Genomic DNA, 16,154 nt, shown 5'->3' with positions numbered 1-16,154 from the left:
CGCTCCGTCACCGCTGCCGGTGGGCGCCTTCGGAGTGCCCGTGCTCGGCCTGCTCACGCGGCGGATGACCGGTGGGCGGCGTCATCGGCTTCGCGCGGGGAACCTCCTGGCCGGTGACCTGCGCGACCTTCTCCGGCTCCGGCCCCCGGTTCCAGTGCCCCTCGCGGGCGACGACGTGCTCGCCCACGGGCTGCGTCCTGTCCATCAGTTCCTGGACCCGTGAGGCCGGCAGGCGATGCGTGCCCACGTCGGGCCGCACGAAGTCGTTCACGCCCACGAAGGTCCAGCTCAGTCCGGTGCTGATGCCGGGAGGCGCCAGCGGCTGCCAGCCGATGAGGCCATCCCCCCACCGCCAGTCCACCCACGCGGGCGCCCACTCATTGTCGGGCCACCACACCCAACCCACCGACGGCGCGACGAACCAGCGGCCGTAGTGGAAGGGCGCCTGTCCCCAATCCCAATCACTCTCGAAGGTCCATCCCCAGTCACTGTCCACCCACTGACCACCGGTGGAGTAGGGGACGAAGTCCGCGCCCACGACGTTCGGATCCGGCCGCCACACCCAGCCCTCGTCCGGTAGCTCCATCCAGGTGCCGTACGGGGCCAGCACCTCCCGGAACTGGGACATGGGCTGGGTGAGGGCCGCCGGGGTCGCCGTCGCCTGCGGCCCGAATTCCCCCGCCGGGCTCATGGCGCAGCCGCTGGCTGCCAGGATGGCGAAGACATTCACGCCGCCGGTCCGAAGCCAGCGCACCCGGTTGAGCCAGGAGGCCATGTCCGGTTCCTTTCGTGGGGGTTCCTGTCCTGGAAGGTGCGGATGACTTCACGCAACTTCACGAGCCTGGCACGGCAGGGGGGGCGTATGGATGCTTGAACGGAGGTTCCAATGGCATCCGCGAAGGCCATGCTGGGAAGCATGCTGGGCCGCTTCCTCTTCACCGAAGCCCGAGTGACGCAGGTGCGCGAGCTGTCCCGCGCCTTTCGACAGATTGACTGCGAGGGGCCCGCGCTGCGGGGGCAGGGATGGACCCCCGGCGACAAGGTGCAGGTGTTCCTGCCAGGGCTGGGCATGCGCACGTACACGCCGCTGTCCTGGGACGAAGCGCGCGGCGCCACGGCCTTCCTGGTGTACCTGCACGGCGACAGCCCGGGAGCGAAGTGGGGGCGCGACGTGCGGGTCGGGGACACGGTCCAGTTCTTCGGGCCCCGGCGCTCGTTGGCGCTGGAGGCCGGCGACGCACCGGTGGTGCTCTTCGGTGACGAGACGTCCTTCGCGGTGGCGCACGCGTTCCGGACCGCGGCGAAGCGTGACGTCACGCCGCTCTTCGAGGTGACGCGCCGCGAGGACTGCGCGCCCGCGCTGCGCGAGCTGGGCTTCGAGGGCCAGGACGTGGAGCGCACGCCAGGGGACGCGCACCTGACGCAGGTCCACGAGCGGCTGCGTGAAGCCCTGCGCGCGAAGCCCGGCGCGACGCTGGTGATGACGGGCCGGGCACAGTCCATCCAGGCCCTGCGCACCCGGCTGCGAGGCGACGGCGAACGCGCCACGCCCAGGGTGAAGGCCTACTGGGCGGTGGGCAAGGCGGGGCTGGACTGATCAGGCCGGAGCGAACCCGAGGCCGCGCAGGAAGTCGTCGCGGCCCCGGGTGACGCCCGCTGGGCGGCGCTTGGACTTCTGCCGCAGGAAGCGCGATGCGTCCTGGCGGCGGTAGCAGGTGAGGAGCCGGTCCTCGTCATTGAGGATGAGGATCCACCCGCGCGCCTGCCGGGCCAGCGACGAATCGCGAAGGGCCGCGGGCAGGTCGCGCTCGTGCACGGTGAGGTGGGTGGCACCGCACGCGCGGGCGGGAGTGCCGAACTCGAGGATGAACGCGATGACCTCCTCGCGCAGCCGCCAGCGGGCGCACTGCTCGACGAAGAGGCGGGTGAGGGAGAACACGGACGACGCGGGGCTCTGGCGCATGGCGGGCTATCTCCTTGCGCGCTTCCCAATACACACGGCGTTCCAAGCCCCCGCGCACGCGATTCCGCGCACTTGCGCGAAGCCCCGGGGCCTCTGAAAGGACATTCCGTCAATCGCGCCCATGCCCCCTGTCACTCAGGCACGGGGGCCTTCACGAAGGCCGCTGTCCCCCACGCCGCGTGGCGGCGCCGTGCACTCCCAGGCCGGACCGTTGTGAAGAAACCCTTCACAGGCCATTCGGCTTTTTGACACGCTCGCGAGGGGCTGGACCCGGGCATCATGCGCCGTCCGGCCGCGTGGCGCTGCGCGTGAGGCCGGGCGACCTCTGGCCGAAGGGATGGACGGGGCACGATGAAGCTTCGCTCGAAAGCACTGGGAGTCGTGCTGGGCGCGGGGGCGGCGGGCATGTCGCTGGCGCTCCTGTTTGGCGCGGGATGTGGCGGACGCGCGGCGCATGTCGCCACGGTGCCGCCGCCCGAGGATCCGCGGGTGCTCCGGACGCCGGAGGCCTTCGCGGGCATTGGCGACAAGAAGGAGCGCTCGCGGGCGCTGTTCCTGGAGGCGAGCCGCGTGATGCTGCATCCGCGCTGCGTCAACTGCCACCCCGTGGGGGACAGCCCCCTGCAGGGCATGAACAGCCAGGTCCATGATCCGCCGGTGGCCCGGGGCCCCGAGGACAACGGCGTGCCCGGCCTGGAGTGCACCTCCTGCCACCAGGACCGCAACGCGCAGCTGGCGCGGGTCCCTGGCGCCCCCAAGTGGCACCTGGCGCCCAAGGCGATGTTCTGGGAGGGCCGCACGCCGCGCTCGCTGTGCGAGCAGCTGAAGGATCCAGCGCGCAACGGCGGCAAGAACCTGGCGGAGATCATCGAGCACTCCGCGCATGACGAGCTGGTGGGCTGGGGCTGGAAGCCGGGCGCGGACCGGGTGCCGGCGCCGGGAACGCAGGCGGAGTTCGGGGCCTTGATGGCCGCGTGGGTGAAGGACGGCGCGGAGTGCCCGCGCGAGGAGAGCCGACCGTGAGCATCCGTCTGCGAGTGAATGGAACCGAGCACGTGCTCGACGTGGATCCGGAGATGCCGCTGCTCTGGGCGCTGCGCGACCTGCTGACGTTGACCGGGACGAAGTACGGCTGCGGCCAGGCGCTCTGCGGCGCGTGCGTGGTGCACATCGACGGCGCGGCGGTGCGCTCGTGCGTGACGCCGGTGCGCCGCGCGGACGGCCGCGAGGTGATGACCATTGAAGGCCTGTCGCCGGACGGCTCGCACCCGTTGCAGAAGGCCTGGGTGGACCTGGCGGTGCCGCAGTGTGGCTTCTGTCAGGCGGGGCAGATCATGACGGCGGCGGCGCTGCTGGCGAAGAAGCCGAAGCCCACCGACGCGGAGATTGATCAATCGCTGGCGGGCAACCTCTGCCGCTGCGGGACGTACACGCGCATCCGCACCGCCGTGAAGAAGGCGGCGGGACTGCCGACGGAGTGAGGACCCCCACCATGCAAGACACGCGCATCCGTCTGTCGCGCCGCTCCGTGCTCGCGGGAATGGGCTTCGTGGCCGGGGGCCTGGGGCTGGAGGTGATGCTGCCCGCCAGGGCGCACGCCGCGCCCATGCCCACGTCGCTGCCGGCCGTACCCGCGGAAGGCTTGCGGGCCAACGTCTTCGTGCACGTGGCGCCGGACGGCGTGGTGACCATCGTCTGTCACCGCTCGGAGATGGGGCAGGGCGTGCGCAGCTCGCTGCCGGTGCTCATCGCGGACGAGCTGGGCGCGGACATGGCCCACGTGAAGGTGGTCCAGGGCGACGGCGACGAGGCCTACGGCGACCAGAACACGGACGGCTCCAGCAGCGTGCGGAAGATCTTCGATGACCTGCGCTACGCGGGCGCGACGGCGCGCACGATGCTGGTGGCGGTGGCGGCGAAGCGCTGGAAGGTGGCGCCCACGGAGTGCGAGGCGCGCGACCACGCGGTGTTCCACAAGGGCACGCAGCGGACGCTCAAGTTCGGCGAGCTGGCCAGTGACGCGGCGAAGCTCAAGGTCCCGAAGAAGGAGGCCGTGACGCTGCGGCCGCGCAGCGAGCTCAAGCACCTGGGCAAGGAGCTGCCGCTGCTGGACGGGCCGGACATCGTGACGGGCCGGGCGGTGTTCGGCGCGGACGTGGTGCTGCCGGGGATGCGCACGGCGGTCATCGCGCGTCCGCCCGTGGCCGGAGGCCGGGTGGCCCGCTACGACGCGGCGAAGACGCTGGCGGTGCCGGGCGTACGGCAGGTGGTGGAGCTGCCGGCCGCGAAGAAGCCCTTCCTGTTCCAGCCACTGGGAGGCGTGGCGGTGGTGGCGGACAACACCTGGGCGGCGATGAAGGGCCGCGCGGTGCTGGACGTGACGTGGGAGGGCGGGGACAACGCCGTCTACGACTCGGAGGCGTACCGCGAGCAGCTGCTGGAGGTGATTGGCAAGCCGGGCAAGGTGGTGCGCAACGTCGGCGACGCGGAAGGCGCGCTGGCGAAGGCGGCGAAGCGGGTGCAGGCCACGTACAACACGCCGCACCTGGCGCACGCGCCCATGGAGCCGCCCGCGGCGGTGGCGAAGGTGGAGAACGGCACCTGCGAGGTGTGGGCCACGACGCAGAACCCGCAGGCCGCGCGCAGCGAGGTGGCGAAGGCGCTGGGCCTCGACCCGTCGAAGGTGACGGTGCACGTGACCCTGCTGGGCGGCGGGTTCGGCCGCAAGTCGAAGCCGGACTACGTGGTGGAGGCGGCGCTCGTCGCGAAGGCGGTGGGCGCGCCGGTGCGCCTGCAGTGGACGCGCGAGGACGACGTGCGCCACGACTACTACCACTCCACCAGCGCGCAGCGGCTGGAGGCGGGCCTGGACGCGAGCGGCAAGGTGGTGGCGTGGCACCAGCGCATCGCGTTCCCGCCCATCGGCTCCACGTTCGCGGACGCGACGTTCGCGGGAGAGGGGGAGATGGGGCAGGGCATCATCGACCTGCCGCTGGCCATCCCCGACGTGCGGATGGAGAACTGCGAGGCGCGAGCGCACACGCGCATCGGCTGGCTGCGCTCCGTGGCGAACATCTACCACGCGTTCGCGGTGCAGAGCTTCATCGACGAGCTGGCGCACGCGCGCGGCACGGATCCGCGCGACACGCTGCTGGAGGTGCTGGGGCCGTCCCGCATCGTGACGCCCAAGGACCTGGGCGTGGCGAAGGTGCCGAACTACGGCCAGTCCATTGAAGAGCACCCGGTGGACACGGCGCGGCTGCGTCGCGTGATCGAGCGGGTGACGGGCCTTGCGCGCTGGGACGAGCGCAAGCAGCAGGGAAGGGCGCTGGGGCTCGCGGCGCACCGCAGCTTCCTGTCGTACGTGGCGGTGGTGGTGTCGGTGGTGAAGGACGCGGACGAGCGCATCCGGGTGGACGAGGCGTGGATCGTCGCGGACGCGGGCACCATCGTGAACATGGAGCGCGTCCGGGCGCAGATGGAGGGTGCGGTGGTGTTCGGCCTGAGCCTGGGGCTCTACGGCGCCATCACGATGAAGGCCGGCGCCACGGTGGAGAGCAACTTCCGCGACTACCGCCTAGCGCGCATCGCGGAGACGCCGAGGAAGATCCACGTCGACATCATCCCCAGCGACGGCCGCCCGGGAGGCGTGGGAGAGCCCGGAGTGCCCCCGGTGGCGCCAGCCCTCGCCAACGCCGTGTTCGCGCTCACGGGGACCCGCGTGCGCGAGCTGCCGCTGGTGAAGAGCGTGAAGGTCTGAGCAGAAACCACGGTGTGGCTGGATGGCCACACCGTGGCCGGCCCGGTGGTTGCAAACCCCGTGGGCATGAGAATGCCCCTGGTCGCCCTTGCCCTGGTCTGTGCCGCACCCGTGTCCGCCGAGCCGCCCCCCACCGTGCTGGTGGCTCAGGAGACGGCAACGGAGCAGGACGGGCACCTGCTCATGCCTGTGCTCGAATACAAGGCAGGGCAGTGGCAGGCCCTGACGACGCAAGCGGCGTTGCGCGCGAAGGGGCCCACCACCTGGTCCGGCTTCGTCGTGACGAAGGCGGATGGCTCGGACCTGGGGCGCGTGGCCCTGCGGACGGATGCCGCCGTGAAGCCCTTCCAGCCTGCCTGGGGCGATGCCCTGCCCGGCACCCGGATCCAGGACGGGCTCAAGGATGACGTGGTGTACGCCGTCTCGCTGGGCCCGAAGGATGACCGGGCACGGATCTTCACGACTCCGCCCGAAGGCCCGCTGCGGGATGCGCTCACGCGCAAGGTGCTCGCGGCCTTCCCCTCAGGGGGGGAGCTGGGCCAGCGGTTGCAAAAGGCCGCCGGCGACAGTTGTGAGGGCGCCGGAGGCTGGACGGAGCAGGCCCTCTCTGCTCAGGAACTCGCCATGGGCCCGTATCAGATGATGGCGTGCGCACGGGGAACGGCGGAGCGCCCGCAGGTGTGCCATGTCCGCTTCACCCGTCGCATGGTTTCGACAAAGGCTGCTTGTATCGCGAACGTCTGGGTTCAGGCGTGGGTGGTAGGCACTCCGGAAAAGCTCCAGGTGCTGCGCCTGGACCAGGCTGTTCATGTCGACGAGAAGGACATTTCCGGCGAGCGGGCCTCGGTGCTGCTGGAGCTGGACGGCCGCCTGTTCGCGCTGACGCGTCCCATCTGTTACGAGGGATGCGATCAGTTGTCGGTCGTGGAGGTAGGGGCCCGGGACGTCAAGACCCTGGCGACCGGCCCGGAGATGCCGATGGATTGATGGCTCAGGGCACGAACAGGGAGCCATCCGACAGGGCAATCTCCGAACCGCCACTGCCCATCCCGCCCCAGATGAAGAGGGAGTCCCCGGTCCACACACCCGCGTGTCCCGAGCGGGCGGAAGGGGCACCCTGGTTGCGCAGCGGGGTCCACGTGTCCGTGGCGGGGTCATAGGCCGCGCCATCCGAGCAGGCGCCCCCCGAGCCACACTTCGACGAGGCGCCACCCCAGACGATCATCCGCGTCCCGGTCCACACCGCGGAGTGGCCGGTACGAGGGGAGGGCGCGTCCTTGCCGGACATGGGCGACCAGGCATCCTGCAGCGGGTCATACACGGCGCCTCCTTCGCAGTAGCGCGGCGAGTCCTGCCCGTCGCTGCCACACCCCAGGCCGCCCCAGACGAGCATCCTCGAGCCGGTCCACACCGCCGTATGTGCCCAGCGTCCCTGGGGAGCCCCCTCGGAGGACAGCGGACGCCAGGTGTCCGAATCGGGGAAGTAGGCCGCGCCATCGCGCAGCGCCACGTCCTTCGTGGCGCCGCCACTGCCGCCCCAGACCATCAGCGCCTCCCCCGTCCACACCGAGGAGTGGTAGCGGCGGGCCCCGGGGGCCCCGGCACCGGACATGGGCGTCCAGGCGCCCGCCTCCACGTCGTACCGGGCCCCATCGCCCAGCACGCGCGACTGCAGGGGCTCCTCGCCGCCCCACACCAGCATCCACCGTCCCGTCCATGCCGCCGAGTGCCAGCCGCGAGCGGAGGGCGCGCCTTGGGCCGAAAGCGCGCTCCAGGAGTCGGTGGACGGTGAGTAGGCCGCGCCGTCGCCGCAAGGCGTCTGGGGCCGATCACCGCAGCCGACGCCGCCCCAGACGAGCATCCGCTGGCCGGTCCACACGGCCGTGTGCAGGGTGCGGGCGGCGGGAGCCCCCTGGGTCGCCAGGGGCGTCCAGGTCCGCGATGCCAGGTCGAACCGGGCCCCGTCTCCGCAGACCCCGTTCACGGTGCAGCCGCCCAGTCCGCCCCAGAGCAGGACGCCTTGGCCGTCGAACACCGTCGCCACCTGGAGCCCCGCGCCAGGGCTCGCGCCCATGGGCAGGGGCTCCCAGGTGCCCTGTTCCTCCACCCCGGTCTTCCGTGGACTCGAGCAGCAGACCAGGGTGAGGAGGAACAGGCCTGAACCCAGGCGCATCCGAAACGGCTTCACTGCGTCACGCTTCGAATGCGCCATCGGGGATTCCTCCTGCTACCAGGGACGGGGGCTGCCGCAGGTGTAGCCCGGGCCGTTGATGAAGCGAGACGCCGCGCGGGCGTTCGCATCCGCGGCGGCAGTCTGCCGCACGCTCAGCGGGATCCACCACTGCGACTGATCCGCCACGTCGCACAGGAACTCCACCTGCACCTGGTTGGGCGAGTGGAACCGGCTGGCCGTGCCATTGTTCTCCCACATGGCGCCAAAGGCATACGCGCCGATGCCGTGGAAGTAGAAGTAGTCGCAGCCGTTGATGGTGCACGCGCCCTGCGGGCCGGGACGGTGGCCGCCGACGTTGCCATTGTTGAAGCTGTACTTGTCGAAGTACGCGTGCCAGCCCTCGTGCATGTAGTCACCCGCGCGCGAGCCCGGGTTGGAGTTGCTGACGTTGGGGTTGTAGAGCGGGCAGGCCGTCTCCACGCGGTCCGTGTCCCACGGCCAGAACCGGGGGGTGAAGGTCCCGAAGACGTCCGTGCGGTCAGTGATGCTGTGGTAGAGGCTGTCGTGGAAGTTGCTGCTGCGCGCCTCCGCCGTGGCCCGGTAGTCCGTGGTGCCGTGGAAGGACTGGGACAGGTTGTCCGCCATGCCGTAGGTCAGCAGGTAGGACGCGTTCCAGTGCTTGGGGAACTCCAGGTTGACGTTGCAGGCGTCATTCCAGCCGCGGTTGCTCCAGTCCCCGGAGCGCAGGCCGTAGGCCTGGTACTGCCAGAGGAAGAAGTCCTGCCAGCAGCCGTGGGTGTTCCACAGGGCCCGGTCCGCGTTGCTCGCGGCCGTCTGGGTGCAGACGGCGCCGGCCTCGGTGGCCAGGCCAAAGGCCAGGACGGACGACATCAGGGCAATGCCTTGCTTGAGATTCATGGGCGTTCTCGCTCCTCAGGTCGTGAGGGAAGGTCAGAACTTCGGAGGGGTCACGTCGAAGGTGTTGGGCTTCTCCTCGGGCGGGCGCTCGTCCTTGCGCTCCGGATCCGGTGCCTGCACTTCGGGGTGGGCCTTCAGGTAGGCGGTGAGCTTGCGGTTGAACGCCTCCGCGCCCTCGCCGCTGACGCGCCGGACGCGGTCCAGGAACAGGCGCTCCTCCTTGCGGACGAACGGCTCCAGTTCCTTGCGAGCCTCCAGGGTGTCCCCGCGGTTCCACAGGAAGGCGCTGATGGCCTCCGCGCGGACGATGACGGAGGGGTGGTTGCCGGCCTGGTTCGCCACCTCGCGGTCGAAGTCCGCGTTGCGCATGTACGCGACGCCCGCGATGGCCTTGGCCTGCAGGCGCGCCGCCTGGGCCTCTTCCTGGAGCTCGCCTTCGATGACGGTGCCCTTGGTGGGCAGGGGCCGGCGGACGAACTCCACGAGGAACTTCGCGCCGTCGTAGGTCCGCATCTCCCCGAGCAGGCCCAGACCCACGAGCGCGCGGCTGGTGTCACCGGACTCCTGGGCCGCGAGGATCTCCTCGGTGAAGGCCTGGACCAGCGCCGGCTGCTTCGCGGCGGAGACGAGCGCCCGGCGGGCGTCGTACTGCTCTTCCACCACGGACTCCCCGGCCCAGGTGATGAAGGCGCTGACGCTCTTGCGAGCATCCGCCGCATCCAGCTTCGGAGGCGAGTGGAGGACCCGGCCGGCGATGACGCGGCTGGGAGGAATGTCCGATGGTTTTTCCGCCGTGGGCCGGTCCTGCGCGACCGCCACGGAGCCGGACATCAACCCCAGGGTCACGACAAAAGTGCCCGCGCGCGAGAAGACTCGCGATTTGTTGCGCTGCATGGTCCTGCCTCCATTCACAGAAGTGAAGGAAGTGCCCGCCGAGGGGCTCCCCCTGCCACGACGCGCCGCTACCGCCGCGACCCGTGGATGCAGTGACCTGTTTCAACAGCCGTACCAACGCGCTCCCCAGAGGGAGGAGCGGGGCTGTCTCATCCCAGATGTTGCTTCTGGAGCGACAGGCGGTGTTGTTCACGTTGTCTGGCGGGCACGCCGCGCCTTTCGTCCCTGGCACAGGGGCTTTAACGTCGGGCGGATGCGTTGCGGCACTCACGACTGGTCCATCTCCGGCCCCTTACTGAACATCCAGCACAAGGTCGGCCCCATCGACGGCTGGCTGGCGCGTGGCGCGGCGCTGGTCGTGGTGGCCTTCCCGGCGGTGGCCTACGTGACGGGCCTCTTCGGTGACGTGCGCATCTGGCTCCTGATGATGGCGATGGGCGCCGTGTCCCTCCACCACCTGACGTCCCGGTGGAAGGTGGTCTTGGACCAGCAGGCCCGCACCGTGTGGCGCCGCGCCGGCGTCCGGGAGGCCCTGGGCGCGAAGCCGCAGCCCCTGGAGTCGTTCACGTCGGTGGCTCTCTACATGCGCGACAAGGGGTCCACGGAGGGGCTCTTCATCGCGAAGGTCTACGTCGTGGCGCTGCTGGGGCCTTCTGGAGCGCTCGTCCTGTCCCACAGCGACGACCGGGACGAGGCGCTGAGCCTGGCCCAGGCTGTGGCCCGGTTCCTCGGGCTGGGGCTGAGCGTGGAAGGGGGGCAGAGTCGCTCCGTGACGGCACGTCTGGAGGAGGCACCGCTCACGGATGAACGCCTCCCGGACCTGCCGGCTGGCAGCAGCATCCAGTTCAAGCAGGACGCCCGGGGGCTGACGCTGGAGCTGCCTGCCTGCGGATGGCGGCCCGAATACGCGGCGCAGGCGGCCTTCGCCGTCGTCATCGCGGTGGGCGGGCCGCTGTTCCTGCTGAAGCAGTGGCGACAGATGTTCGGAATGCAGTCCGCGGCTTCGCCGGTGCCCATCATCGTGAGCACGTTCTTCGTCGCCTGCGGCGCCGCCTTCTGGTGGTGGGTCGCAAGGGAAGCCACCAGCCGGTGGTCCATCAACGCCTCTTCGCGAGGCATCGAGCTGACGCGGTACGGCCCCTGGCGGGGCCGCAAGGTCACGAGGCTGCCGGCCTCGCGCATCCAGGACATCGACGTGCGCGACGCACGGACGAAGGTGTCACGGGGCAGGGGCATCGTCATCGAGCACGACAAGGGCCGCGAGCTGCTGGGAATGGACTTGTCACAGGAAGAGCTCGAGTGGGCAGGGATCGTGTTGCGCCGGGCCCTGGCGACCCGGCCAGGTCAGGCTCCCCATCCACAGGAACGCGCCGCGGTCAGTCATTGAGCAACACCGGGCCTGGAAGTGATGCGCCCCTCCCTGGAGGGCCGCCGTGCGTCCACTGTCCCCAGGCTCAAGGCTCCCCGGGTTGAAGCGCGCTTCCCCCTGCGCTACACCGCTCCGCAGTCGCTAGGGGTGCCTCCGGAAGGGGGCTGAGACGGAGGCGTGGCCGCTTCCGATCCCTTTGAACCTGAACCGGTTAGTACCGGCGGAGGGAAGCGGTGTGGGTGCTCCAGGCCCCCGTCCCGTCTCCCGTCCGTTCTCACGAGGAGATGTCCGATGAGTGGAGCGTCCAAGAGCCTCAAGGTCGATGGGAAGGTGCTGGAGGGGATCAGCCGCGGCCCGCTTCCCGCCTCGCGCAAGGTCTACGCGCCCGGGTCCCTGCACCCCGACCTCCGCGTTCCCCTGCGCGAAATCGCCCAGACGCCCACGCGCCACCATGGCCACTCCGGCCCTGAGACCCCCAACCCTCCCGTCTACGTCTACGACTCCAGCGGCCCCTACACCGACCCCTCCGCCGACATCGACCTGCGCCGGGGCCTTCCCGCTGTCCGTGAGAACTGGATCCGCGCTCGCAACGACACCGACGAGCTGTCTGGCATCACCTCGGAGTACGGCCGCGCCCGTGAAGCCGATCCGCGCCTCAATGGCCTGCGCTTCGGCCACATCCGCAAGCCCCGCGTCGCCAAGGCCGGCGCCAACGTCAGCCAGATGCACTACGCCCGCAAGGGCATCATCACGCCGGAGATGGAATACGTCGCCGTGCGTGAGAACCAGAAGCTCGATGCTTCACTCGCCGCCCAGCACCCGGGCCACTCCTGGGGCGCCGCGATTCCTCGCGTGATCACCCCGGAGTTCGTGCGCGACGAGATCGCCCGCGGCCGCGCCATCATCCCGGCCAACATCAACCACCCGGAAGTGGAGCCGATGATCATCGGCCGCAACTTCCTGGTGAAGATCAACGCCAACATCGGCAACTCCGCCGTCACGTCCTCCATCGAGGAGGAAGTGGAGAAGATGGTCTGGTCCATCCGCTGGGGCGCGGACACCGTCATGGACCTGTCCACCGGCCGCAACATCCACGAGACGCGCGAGTGGATCCTCCGCAACGCGCCCGTGCCCATCGGCACCGTGCCCATCTACCAGGCGCTGGAGAAGGTGGGCGGCAAGGCCGAGGAGCTCACCTGGGCCATCTTCCGCGACACCCTCATCGAACAGGCCGAGCAGGGCGTGGACTACTTCACCATCCACGCCGGCGTGCGCCTCCAGTACGTCCCGCTCACCGCGAAGCGCCTCACCGGCATCGTCAGCCGCGGCGGCTCCATCCTCGCCAAGTGGTGCCTCGCCCACCACCAGGAGAACTTCCTCTACACGCACTTCGAGGAGATCTGCGAGATCATGAAGGCGTATGACGTCAGCTTCAGCCTGGGTGACGGCCTGCGCCCCGGCTCCATCGCCGACGCCAACGACGCCGCGCAGTTCGGCGAGCTGGAGACGCTGGGCGAGCTCACGAAGATCGCCTGGAAGCACGACGTGCAGACGATGATCGAAGGCCCCGGTCACGTCCCCATGCACCTCATCCAGGAGAACATGACGAAGCAGCTCGCCGTGTGCCACGAGGCGCCGTTCTACACGCTGGGGCCCCTCACCACGGACATCGCTCCGGGCTACGACCACTTCACCAGTGGCATTGGCGCCGCGATGATCGGCTGGTTCGGCACGGCGATGCTCTGCTACGTGACGCCCAAGGAGCACCTGGGCCTGCCCGACCGCGATGACGTGAAGGAAGGCGTCATCACGTACAAGATCGCCGCCCACGCCGCGGACCTCGCCAAGGGCCATCCCGGCGCGCAGGCCCGTGACAACGCCCTGTCCAAGGCGCGCTTCGAGTTCCGCTGGGAGGATCAGTTCAACCTGTCCCTGGACCCCGAGCGCGCTCGCGCCTTCCACGACGAGACGCTCCCCGCCGAGGGCGCCAAGGTCGCGCACTTCTGCTCCATGTGCGGCCCGCACTTCTGCTCCATGAAGATCACCCAGGACGTGCGCGACTACGCGGACAAGGTCGGCGTCAACGAGGCCCAGGCGCTGGAGCAGGGGATGAAGGAGAAGAGCGAGGAATTCAAGAAGGCCGGCCACGCGCTGTACCGCTAGAGCCGGCCAGCGGGCGGGGGCCTCCTGGCGTGGCCCCTGTCCGCTGGATGACAGGCACCGACACGGCATGTCATGGTGCGCCCCATCGGGCGCATCCGTCGCGCCCCTCGGACCTACCGGAAGGGCTCTCATGGACATGGACCCCCAGCAGCGTGAGGATCAGCAGTTCGGCCAGTTCATCACCGGCTCGCCCACGGCGACGCAGGATGAGAAGGTGATGGGGATGCTGTCCCATCTGGGCGCCATCGCCGGCCTGGTGGTGGGCGCGGGCTTCCTGGGCTGGGCCGTGCCGCTGTTCCTGATGCTGACCAAGGGCAAGGAGTCGTCCTTCGTCCGCGGCAACGCGGTGGAGTCGCTCAACTTCCAGATCACCACGCTCATCGCGATGTTCATCTCCGGCATCCTGATGTGCGTGGGCGTGGGCTTCATCCTGGTGCCCATCGTCGCGCTGGCGTCGCTGGTGTTCAGCGTCATCGGCGGCATCAAGGCGAACGAGGGTCAGGTGTACCGCTACCCCGTGAACCTGCGGCTGGTGAAGTAGCCGTCAGCCGCCAATGCCCATCATGGGCAGGAGCGTGGCGCCGTTTCCGGCCTCCGTGAAGCGGTGCCCCTCCGGCTTTTCTCCCAGCGCGCGGCGCACGGCCACGGCCAGCTCCTCATCCGTCGCGCCGCCCCGGATGAGCTGATGCAGCGGGGCCTGCGCGCGCCCACCCAGGCAGCTGCGCAGGTCGCCGTTGGACGCCACCCGCACCCGGTTGCAGCCGCCACAGAAGTTCTGCGTCAGCGGGGAGATGAACCCCACGCGCCCACCCTCCGTGCGCCAGTAGCGCGCGGGGCCGGACGTGGGCGACGCGGCGCTCTCCTGGGGCTCCTCGGTGAGGACGCGTCCTGAAGCCGCCAGGCGCTCCAGCAGCTCCGCCGTGGGCACCGGCGTGCCCTGGCCAAAGGGCATCAGCTCGATGAAGCGCGGGGTGATGCCGCGCGCGTGCGCGTACGTCACCAGCTCCGGCACCTCCGCGTCGTTGACGCCGCGCATGACCACGACGTTGAGCTTCAGCGACTGGAAGCCCGCGCCCGCCGCCGCGTCGATGCCGCGCAGCACCGCCGCGAAGTCGCCCTGCTTGGAGATGCGCCGGAAGACGTCCGCGGACAGCGTGTCCAGGCTCAGGTTGAGCTGGGTGACGCCCGCGGCGCGCAGCGGCTCGGCCAGGGACTCCAGGCGGCTGGCGTTGGTGGTGATGGCCAGGTGCTCCACGCCGGTCACCGCCGCGATGCGCTGGGCAATCTCCAGGATGTCCGGCCGGGCAAGCGGCTCGCCGCCCGTCAGGCGCACGCGGCGGATGCCCATGCGCGCGAAGACGGAGACGATGCGCTCGAACTCTCCCGCGTCCAGCAGGTCCCTCTTGCCGCCCCACGACGCGGGCGAGCAGTAGGTGCAGCGGAAGTTGCAGCGGTCCGTGACGCTCAGCCGCAGGTACGTCATGCGCCGCCCCTGGGCGTCACACAGCGGCGGGGCGAGCGGATTCGAAGCGGGCAGGGGGGCGGTCATCACGGGGCCTTCCGCCTTCATGGATAGCAACCCTGCCAGGGAAAGGCACCGCTTCCGGCGGGCAGGCTCAGCCCTCGGTGCCGGACGCGGAGCGGATGACGACGGGCGGCGCGCCAATGGGCGTGGCCGTGCTGCCCACCGGCGGAGAGTCCGGCTCGTCATCCAGGTCGGTGAGCCGCGCCAGCTCGGCCTCGGACTCCGCGGCGTCCGCGGCGGCCTGCATCGGGTTGAGCTTCTTCTCCGCCATCTCCTTCTTGATGCGGATGAGGCCCTCTTCGCCGATGTCCAGGAACGCCTTCACCACGTCCGGGTCGAACTGCGTGTTGGCGCAGCGCTTGATCTCCTGGATGGCGTTGGCGAACGTCGTGCCCTTGCGGTACGGCCGGTCGCTCGTCATCGCGTCCAGCGTGTCCGCCACCGCGAAGATGCGCGCGCCGATGTGGATCTCGTTGCGCTGGAGGTTGCGGGGGTAGCCCGCGCCGTCATAGCGCTCCTGGTGCGACAGGACGATGTCCGCCGGGGTGGAGAGGAAGGGGATGTTCTGGATCATCTGGAAGCCGATCTCCGGATGACGCCGCATCTCCAGCCACTCGTCGGGGGTGAGCTTGCCGGGCTTGAGCAGCACCGCGTCCGGCACGCCGATCTTCCCGATGTCGTGCAGAAGCGCCCCTCGGCCGATCTCCTCCATCTCCTTGCCGTGGATGCCCATGCGGCTGGCGATGGCGCTCGTGTAGCTGACCACGCGCTGGGAGTGGTCGCTCGTCTCGTGCTCGCGCGCGTCCAGGGCCGCCACCAGCGCCAGCAGCGTGTTCTGGTACGTGTTGGCGATGTTGTGCAGCGCGCTGCGAAGCTCCGCGGTGCGGTCGCGCACCTTGCCCTCGAGCTTCTTCTGGTAGCGCTTGCGCGCCATCTCGATGCGGCGCTTGGCGAGCGCACGCTCGATGGCCCGGATCAGGTCCGTGAGCTTGGGTGGCTTGAGCAGGTAGTCCACCGCGCCCCGGCGCAGACAGTCCACGGCGGACTCGGTGTCGCCGTAGCCGGTGAGCATGATGACGGACGTGTCCGGCAGCCGCTCGCGCAGGTTCTCCAGGAGCCACAGCCCGTCGCGGCCCGGCATCTTCATGTCGCTGATGACGAGCGGCGTCTCTTCTTCACCCGCGACGTCGAGCGCCATCTCGGCGCCGTTGGCCACGACGCAGTTGTAGCCCTCCTCGCGGAGAAGGACGGAGATGACGTCGCGGACGGAGTCGTCGTCGTCGACGATCAGGATTCTGGGCGGTGCGGGGGGGATGGCTTCCACGGTGGAAGATTCTAGAGGTTTCCAGGGATTAAAGGCGAACGAGTGCGAGAAATCATCACCCCCTC

15 protein-coding genes and 1 riboswitch are annotated in these 16,154 nt (G+C 69.9%); of the genes, 8 read left to right on the top strand and 7 right to left on the bottom strand.

Annotated elements, in window-relative coordinates; all coding sequences use genetic code 11:
• Nucleotides 1-7: 7 nt before the first annotated feature.
• Nucleotides 8-775 carry a DUF6600 domain-containing protein gene (locus tag JYK02_RS31835; protein ID WP_207056638.1) on the bottom strand — a complete coding sequence of 256 codons (768 nt, stop codon included), beginning with the start codon at nt 773-775 and terminating at the stop codon, nt 8-10.
• 111 nt (nt 776-886) lie between these two features.
• On the opposite strand from JYK02_RS31835, the gene JYK02_RS31830 reads away from it, so the two are divergent.
• Entirely contained in the window at nt 887-1,597 is a 711-nt protein-coding gene (locus JYK02_RS31830; RefSeq protein ID WP_207056637.1) for a siderophore-interacting protein, read from the top strand.
• Here the strand turns inward: JYK02_RS31830 and JYK02_RS31825 are convergent, their stop codons facing one another.
• Nucleotides 1,598-1,963 carry a hypothetical protein gene (locus tag JYK02_RS31825; RefSeq protein WP_207056635.1) on the bottom strand — a complete coding sequence of 122 codons (366 nt, stop codon included), beginning with the start codon at nt 1,961-1,963 and terminating at the stop codon, nt 1,598-1,600.
• A 351-nt stretch (nt 1,964-2,314) separates the two neighbouring features.
• On the opposite strand from JYK02_RS31825, the gene JYK02_RS31820 reads away from it, so the two are divergent.
• From JYK02_RS31820 to JYK02_RS31805, 4 genes are all read left to right on the top strand, one after another.
• A complete protein-coding gene (locus JYK02_RS31820) occupies nt 2,315-2,986 on the top strand; it encodes an Isoquinoline 1-oxidoreductase subunit (protein WP_207056633.1) in 672 nt (223 codons plus the stop codon).
• Nucleotides 2,983-3,444: a 2Fe-2S iron-sulfur cluster-binding protein gene (locus tag JYK02_RS31815; RefSeq protein WP_207056631.1), complete on the top strand. Its 462-nt coding sequence runs from the start codon at nt 2,983-2,985 to the stop codon at nt 3,442-3,444. Before JYK02_RS31820 ends, JYK02_RS31815 begins: the two co-directional genes overlap by 4 nt.
• An 11-nt stretch (nt 3,445-3,455) precedes the next feature.
• Nucleotides 3,456-5,723, top strand: coding sequence for a xanthine dehydrogenase family protein molybdopterin-binding subunit (locus JYK02_RS31810; protein WP_207056630.1), 2,268 nt, complete (start codon nt 3,456-3,458; stop codon nt 5,721-5,723).
• A gap of 66 nt (nt 5,724-5,789) precedes the next feature.
• Nucleotides 5,790-6,710 carry a hypothetical protein gene (locus JYK02_RS31805; protein ID WP_207056629.1) on the top strand — a complete coding sequence of 307 codons (921 nt, stop codon included), beginning with the start codon at nt 5,790-5,792 and terminating at the stop codon, nt 6,708-6,710.
• 4 nt (nt 6,711-6,714) lie between these two features.
• On the opposite strand, the gene JYK02_RS31800 is transcribed toward JYK02_RS31805, so the two are convergent.
• The 3 genes from JYK02_RS31800 to JYK02_RS31790 are packed head-to-tail and all read right to left on the bottom strand — an operon-like array spanning nt 6,715 to nt 9,708.
• Nucleotides 6,715-7,896 carry a Kelch repeat-containing protein gene (locus JYK02_RS31800; RefSeq protein WP_207056628.1) on the bottom strand — a complete coding sequence of 394 codons (1,182 nt, stop codon included), beginning with the start codon at nt 7,894-7,896 and terminating at the stop codon, nt 6,715-6,717.
• Nucleotides 7,897-7,950: 54 nt separating this feature from the next.
• Nucleotides 7,951-8,814 (bottom strand): hypothetical protein, encoded by an 864-nt coding sequence (locus JYK02_RS31795; protein WP_207056627.1) that lies wholly within the window; start codon nt 8,812-8,814, stop codon nt 7,951-7,953.
• A 33-nt stretch (nt 8,815-8,847) separates the two neighbouring features.
• Nucleotides 8,848-9,708 (bottom strand): hypothetical protein, encoded by an 861-nt coding sequence (locus JYK02_RS31790; RefSeq protein WP_207056626.1) that lies wholly within the window; start codon nt 9,706-9,708, stop codon nt 8,848-8,850.
• Between the two features lie 253 nt (nt 9,709-9,961).
• Here JYK02_RS31790 and JYK02_RS31785 point away from each other — a divergent pair, with 253 nt between their 5' ends.
• The 3 genes from JYK02_RS31785 to JYK02_RS31775 all read left to right on the top strand — a co-directional run bounded on the left by JYK02_RS31785 (nt 9,962) and on the right by JYK02_RS31775 (nt 13,781).
• Nucleotides 9,962-11,095: a hypothetical protein gene (locus tag JYK02_RS31785; RefSeq protein WP_207056625.1), complete on the top strand. Its 1,134-nt coding sequence runs from the start codon at nt 9,962-9,964 to the stop codon at nt 11,093-11,095.
• Between the two features lie 115 nt (nt 11,096-11,210).
• Nucleotides 11,211-11,323, top strand: a riboswitch (TPP riboswitch).
• Between the two features lie 45 nt (nt 11,324-11,368).
• A complete protein-coding gene (thiC, locus tag JYK02_RS31780; protein WP_207056624.1) occupies nt 11,369-13,240 on the top strand; it encodes a phosphomethylpyrimidine synthase ThiC in 1,872 nt (623 codons plus the stop codon).
• Between the two features lie 130 nt (nt 13,241-13,370).
• Entirely contained in the window at nt 13,371-13,781 is a 411-nt protein-coding gene (locus tag JYK02_RS31775) for a DUF4870 domain-containing protein (protein WP_207056623.1), read from the top strand.
• A 3-nt stretch (nt 13,782-13,784) separates the two neighbouring features.
• On the opposite strand, the gene moaA is transcribed toward JYK02_RS31775, so the two are convergent.
• Both moaA and JYK02_RS31765 read right to left on the bottom strand, forming a co-directional pair.
• Nucleotides 13,785-14,789, bottom strand: a complete 1,005-nt coding sequence (gene moaA, locus JYK02_RS31770; protein ID WP_207056856.1) for a GTP 3',8-cyclase MoaA — start codon at nt 14,787-14,789, stop codon at nt 13,785-13,787.
• 67 nt (nt 14,790-14,856) lie between these two features.
• Nucleotides 14,857-16,089, bottom strand: coding sequence for an HD domain-containing phosphohydrolase (locus tag JYK02_RS31765; RefSeq protein WP_207056621.1), 1,233 nt, complete (start codon nt 16,087-16,089; stop codon nt 14,857-14,859).
• Nucleotides 16,090-16,154: the final 65 nt, after the last annotated feature.

Origin of the sequence: Corallococcus macrosporus (genome assembly GCF_017302985.1) — a bacterium.
GTDB classification, from domain to species: domain Bacteria; phylum Myxococcota; class Myxococcia; order Myxococcales; family Myxococcaceae; genus Corallococcus; species Corallococcus macrosporus_A.
The sequence above is the reverse complement of the archived record's forward strand: the minus strand, read 5'-3'. Positions and strand labels throughout refer to the sequence as shown.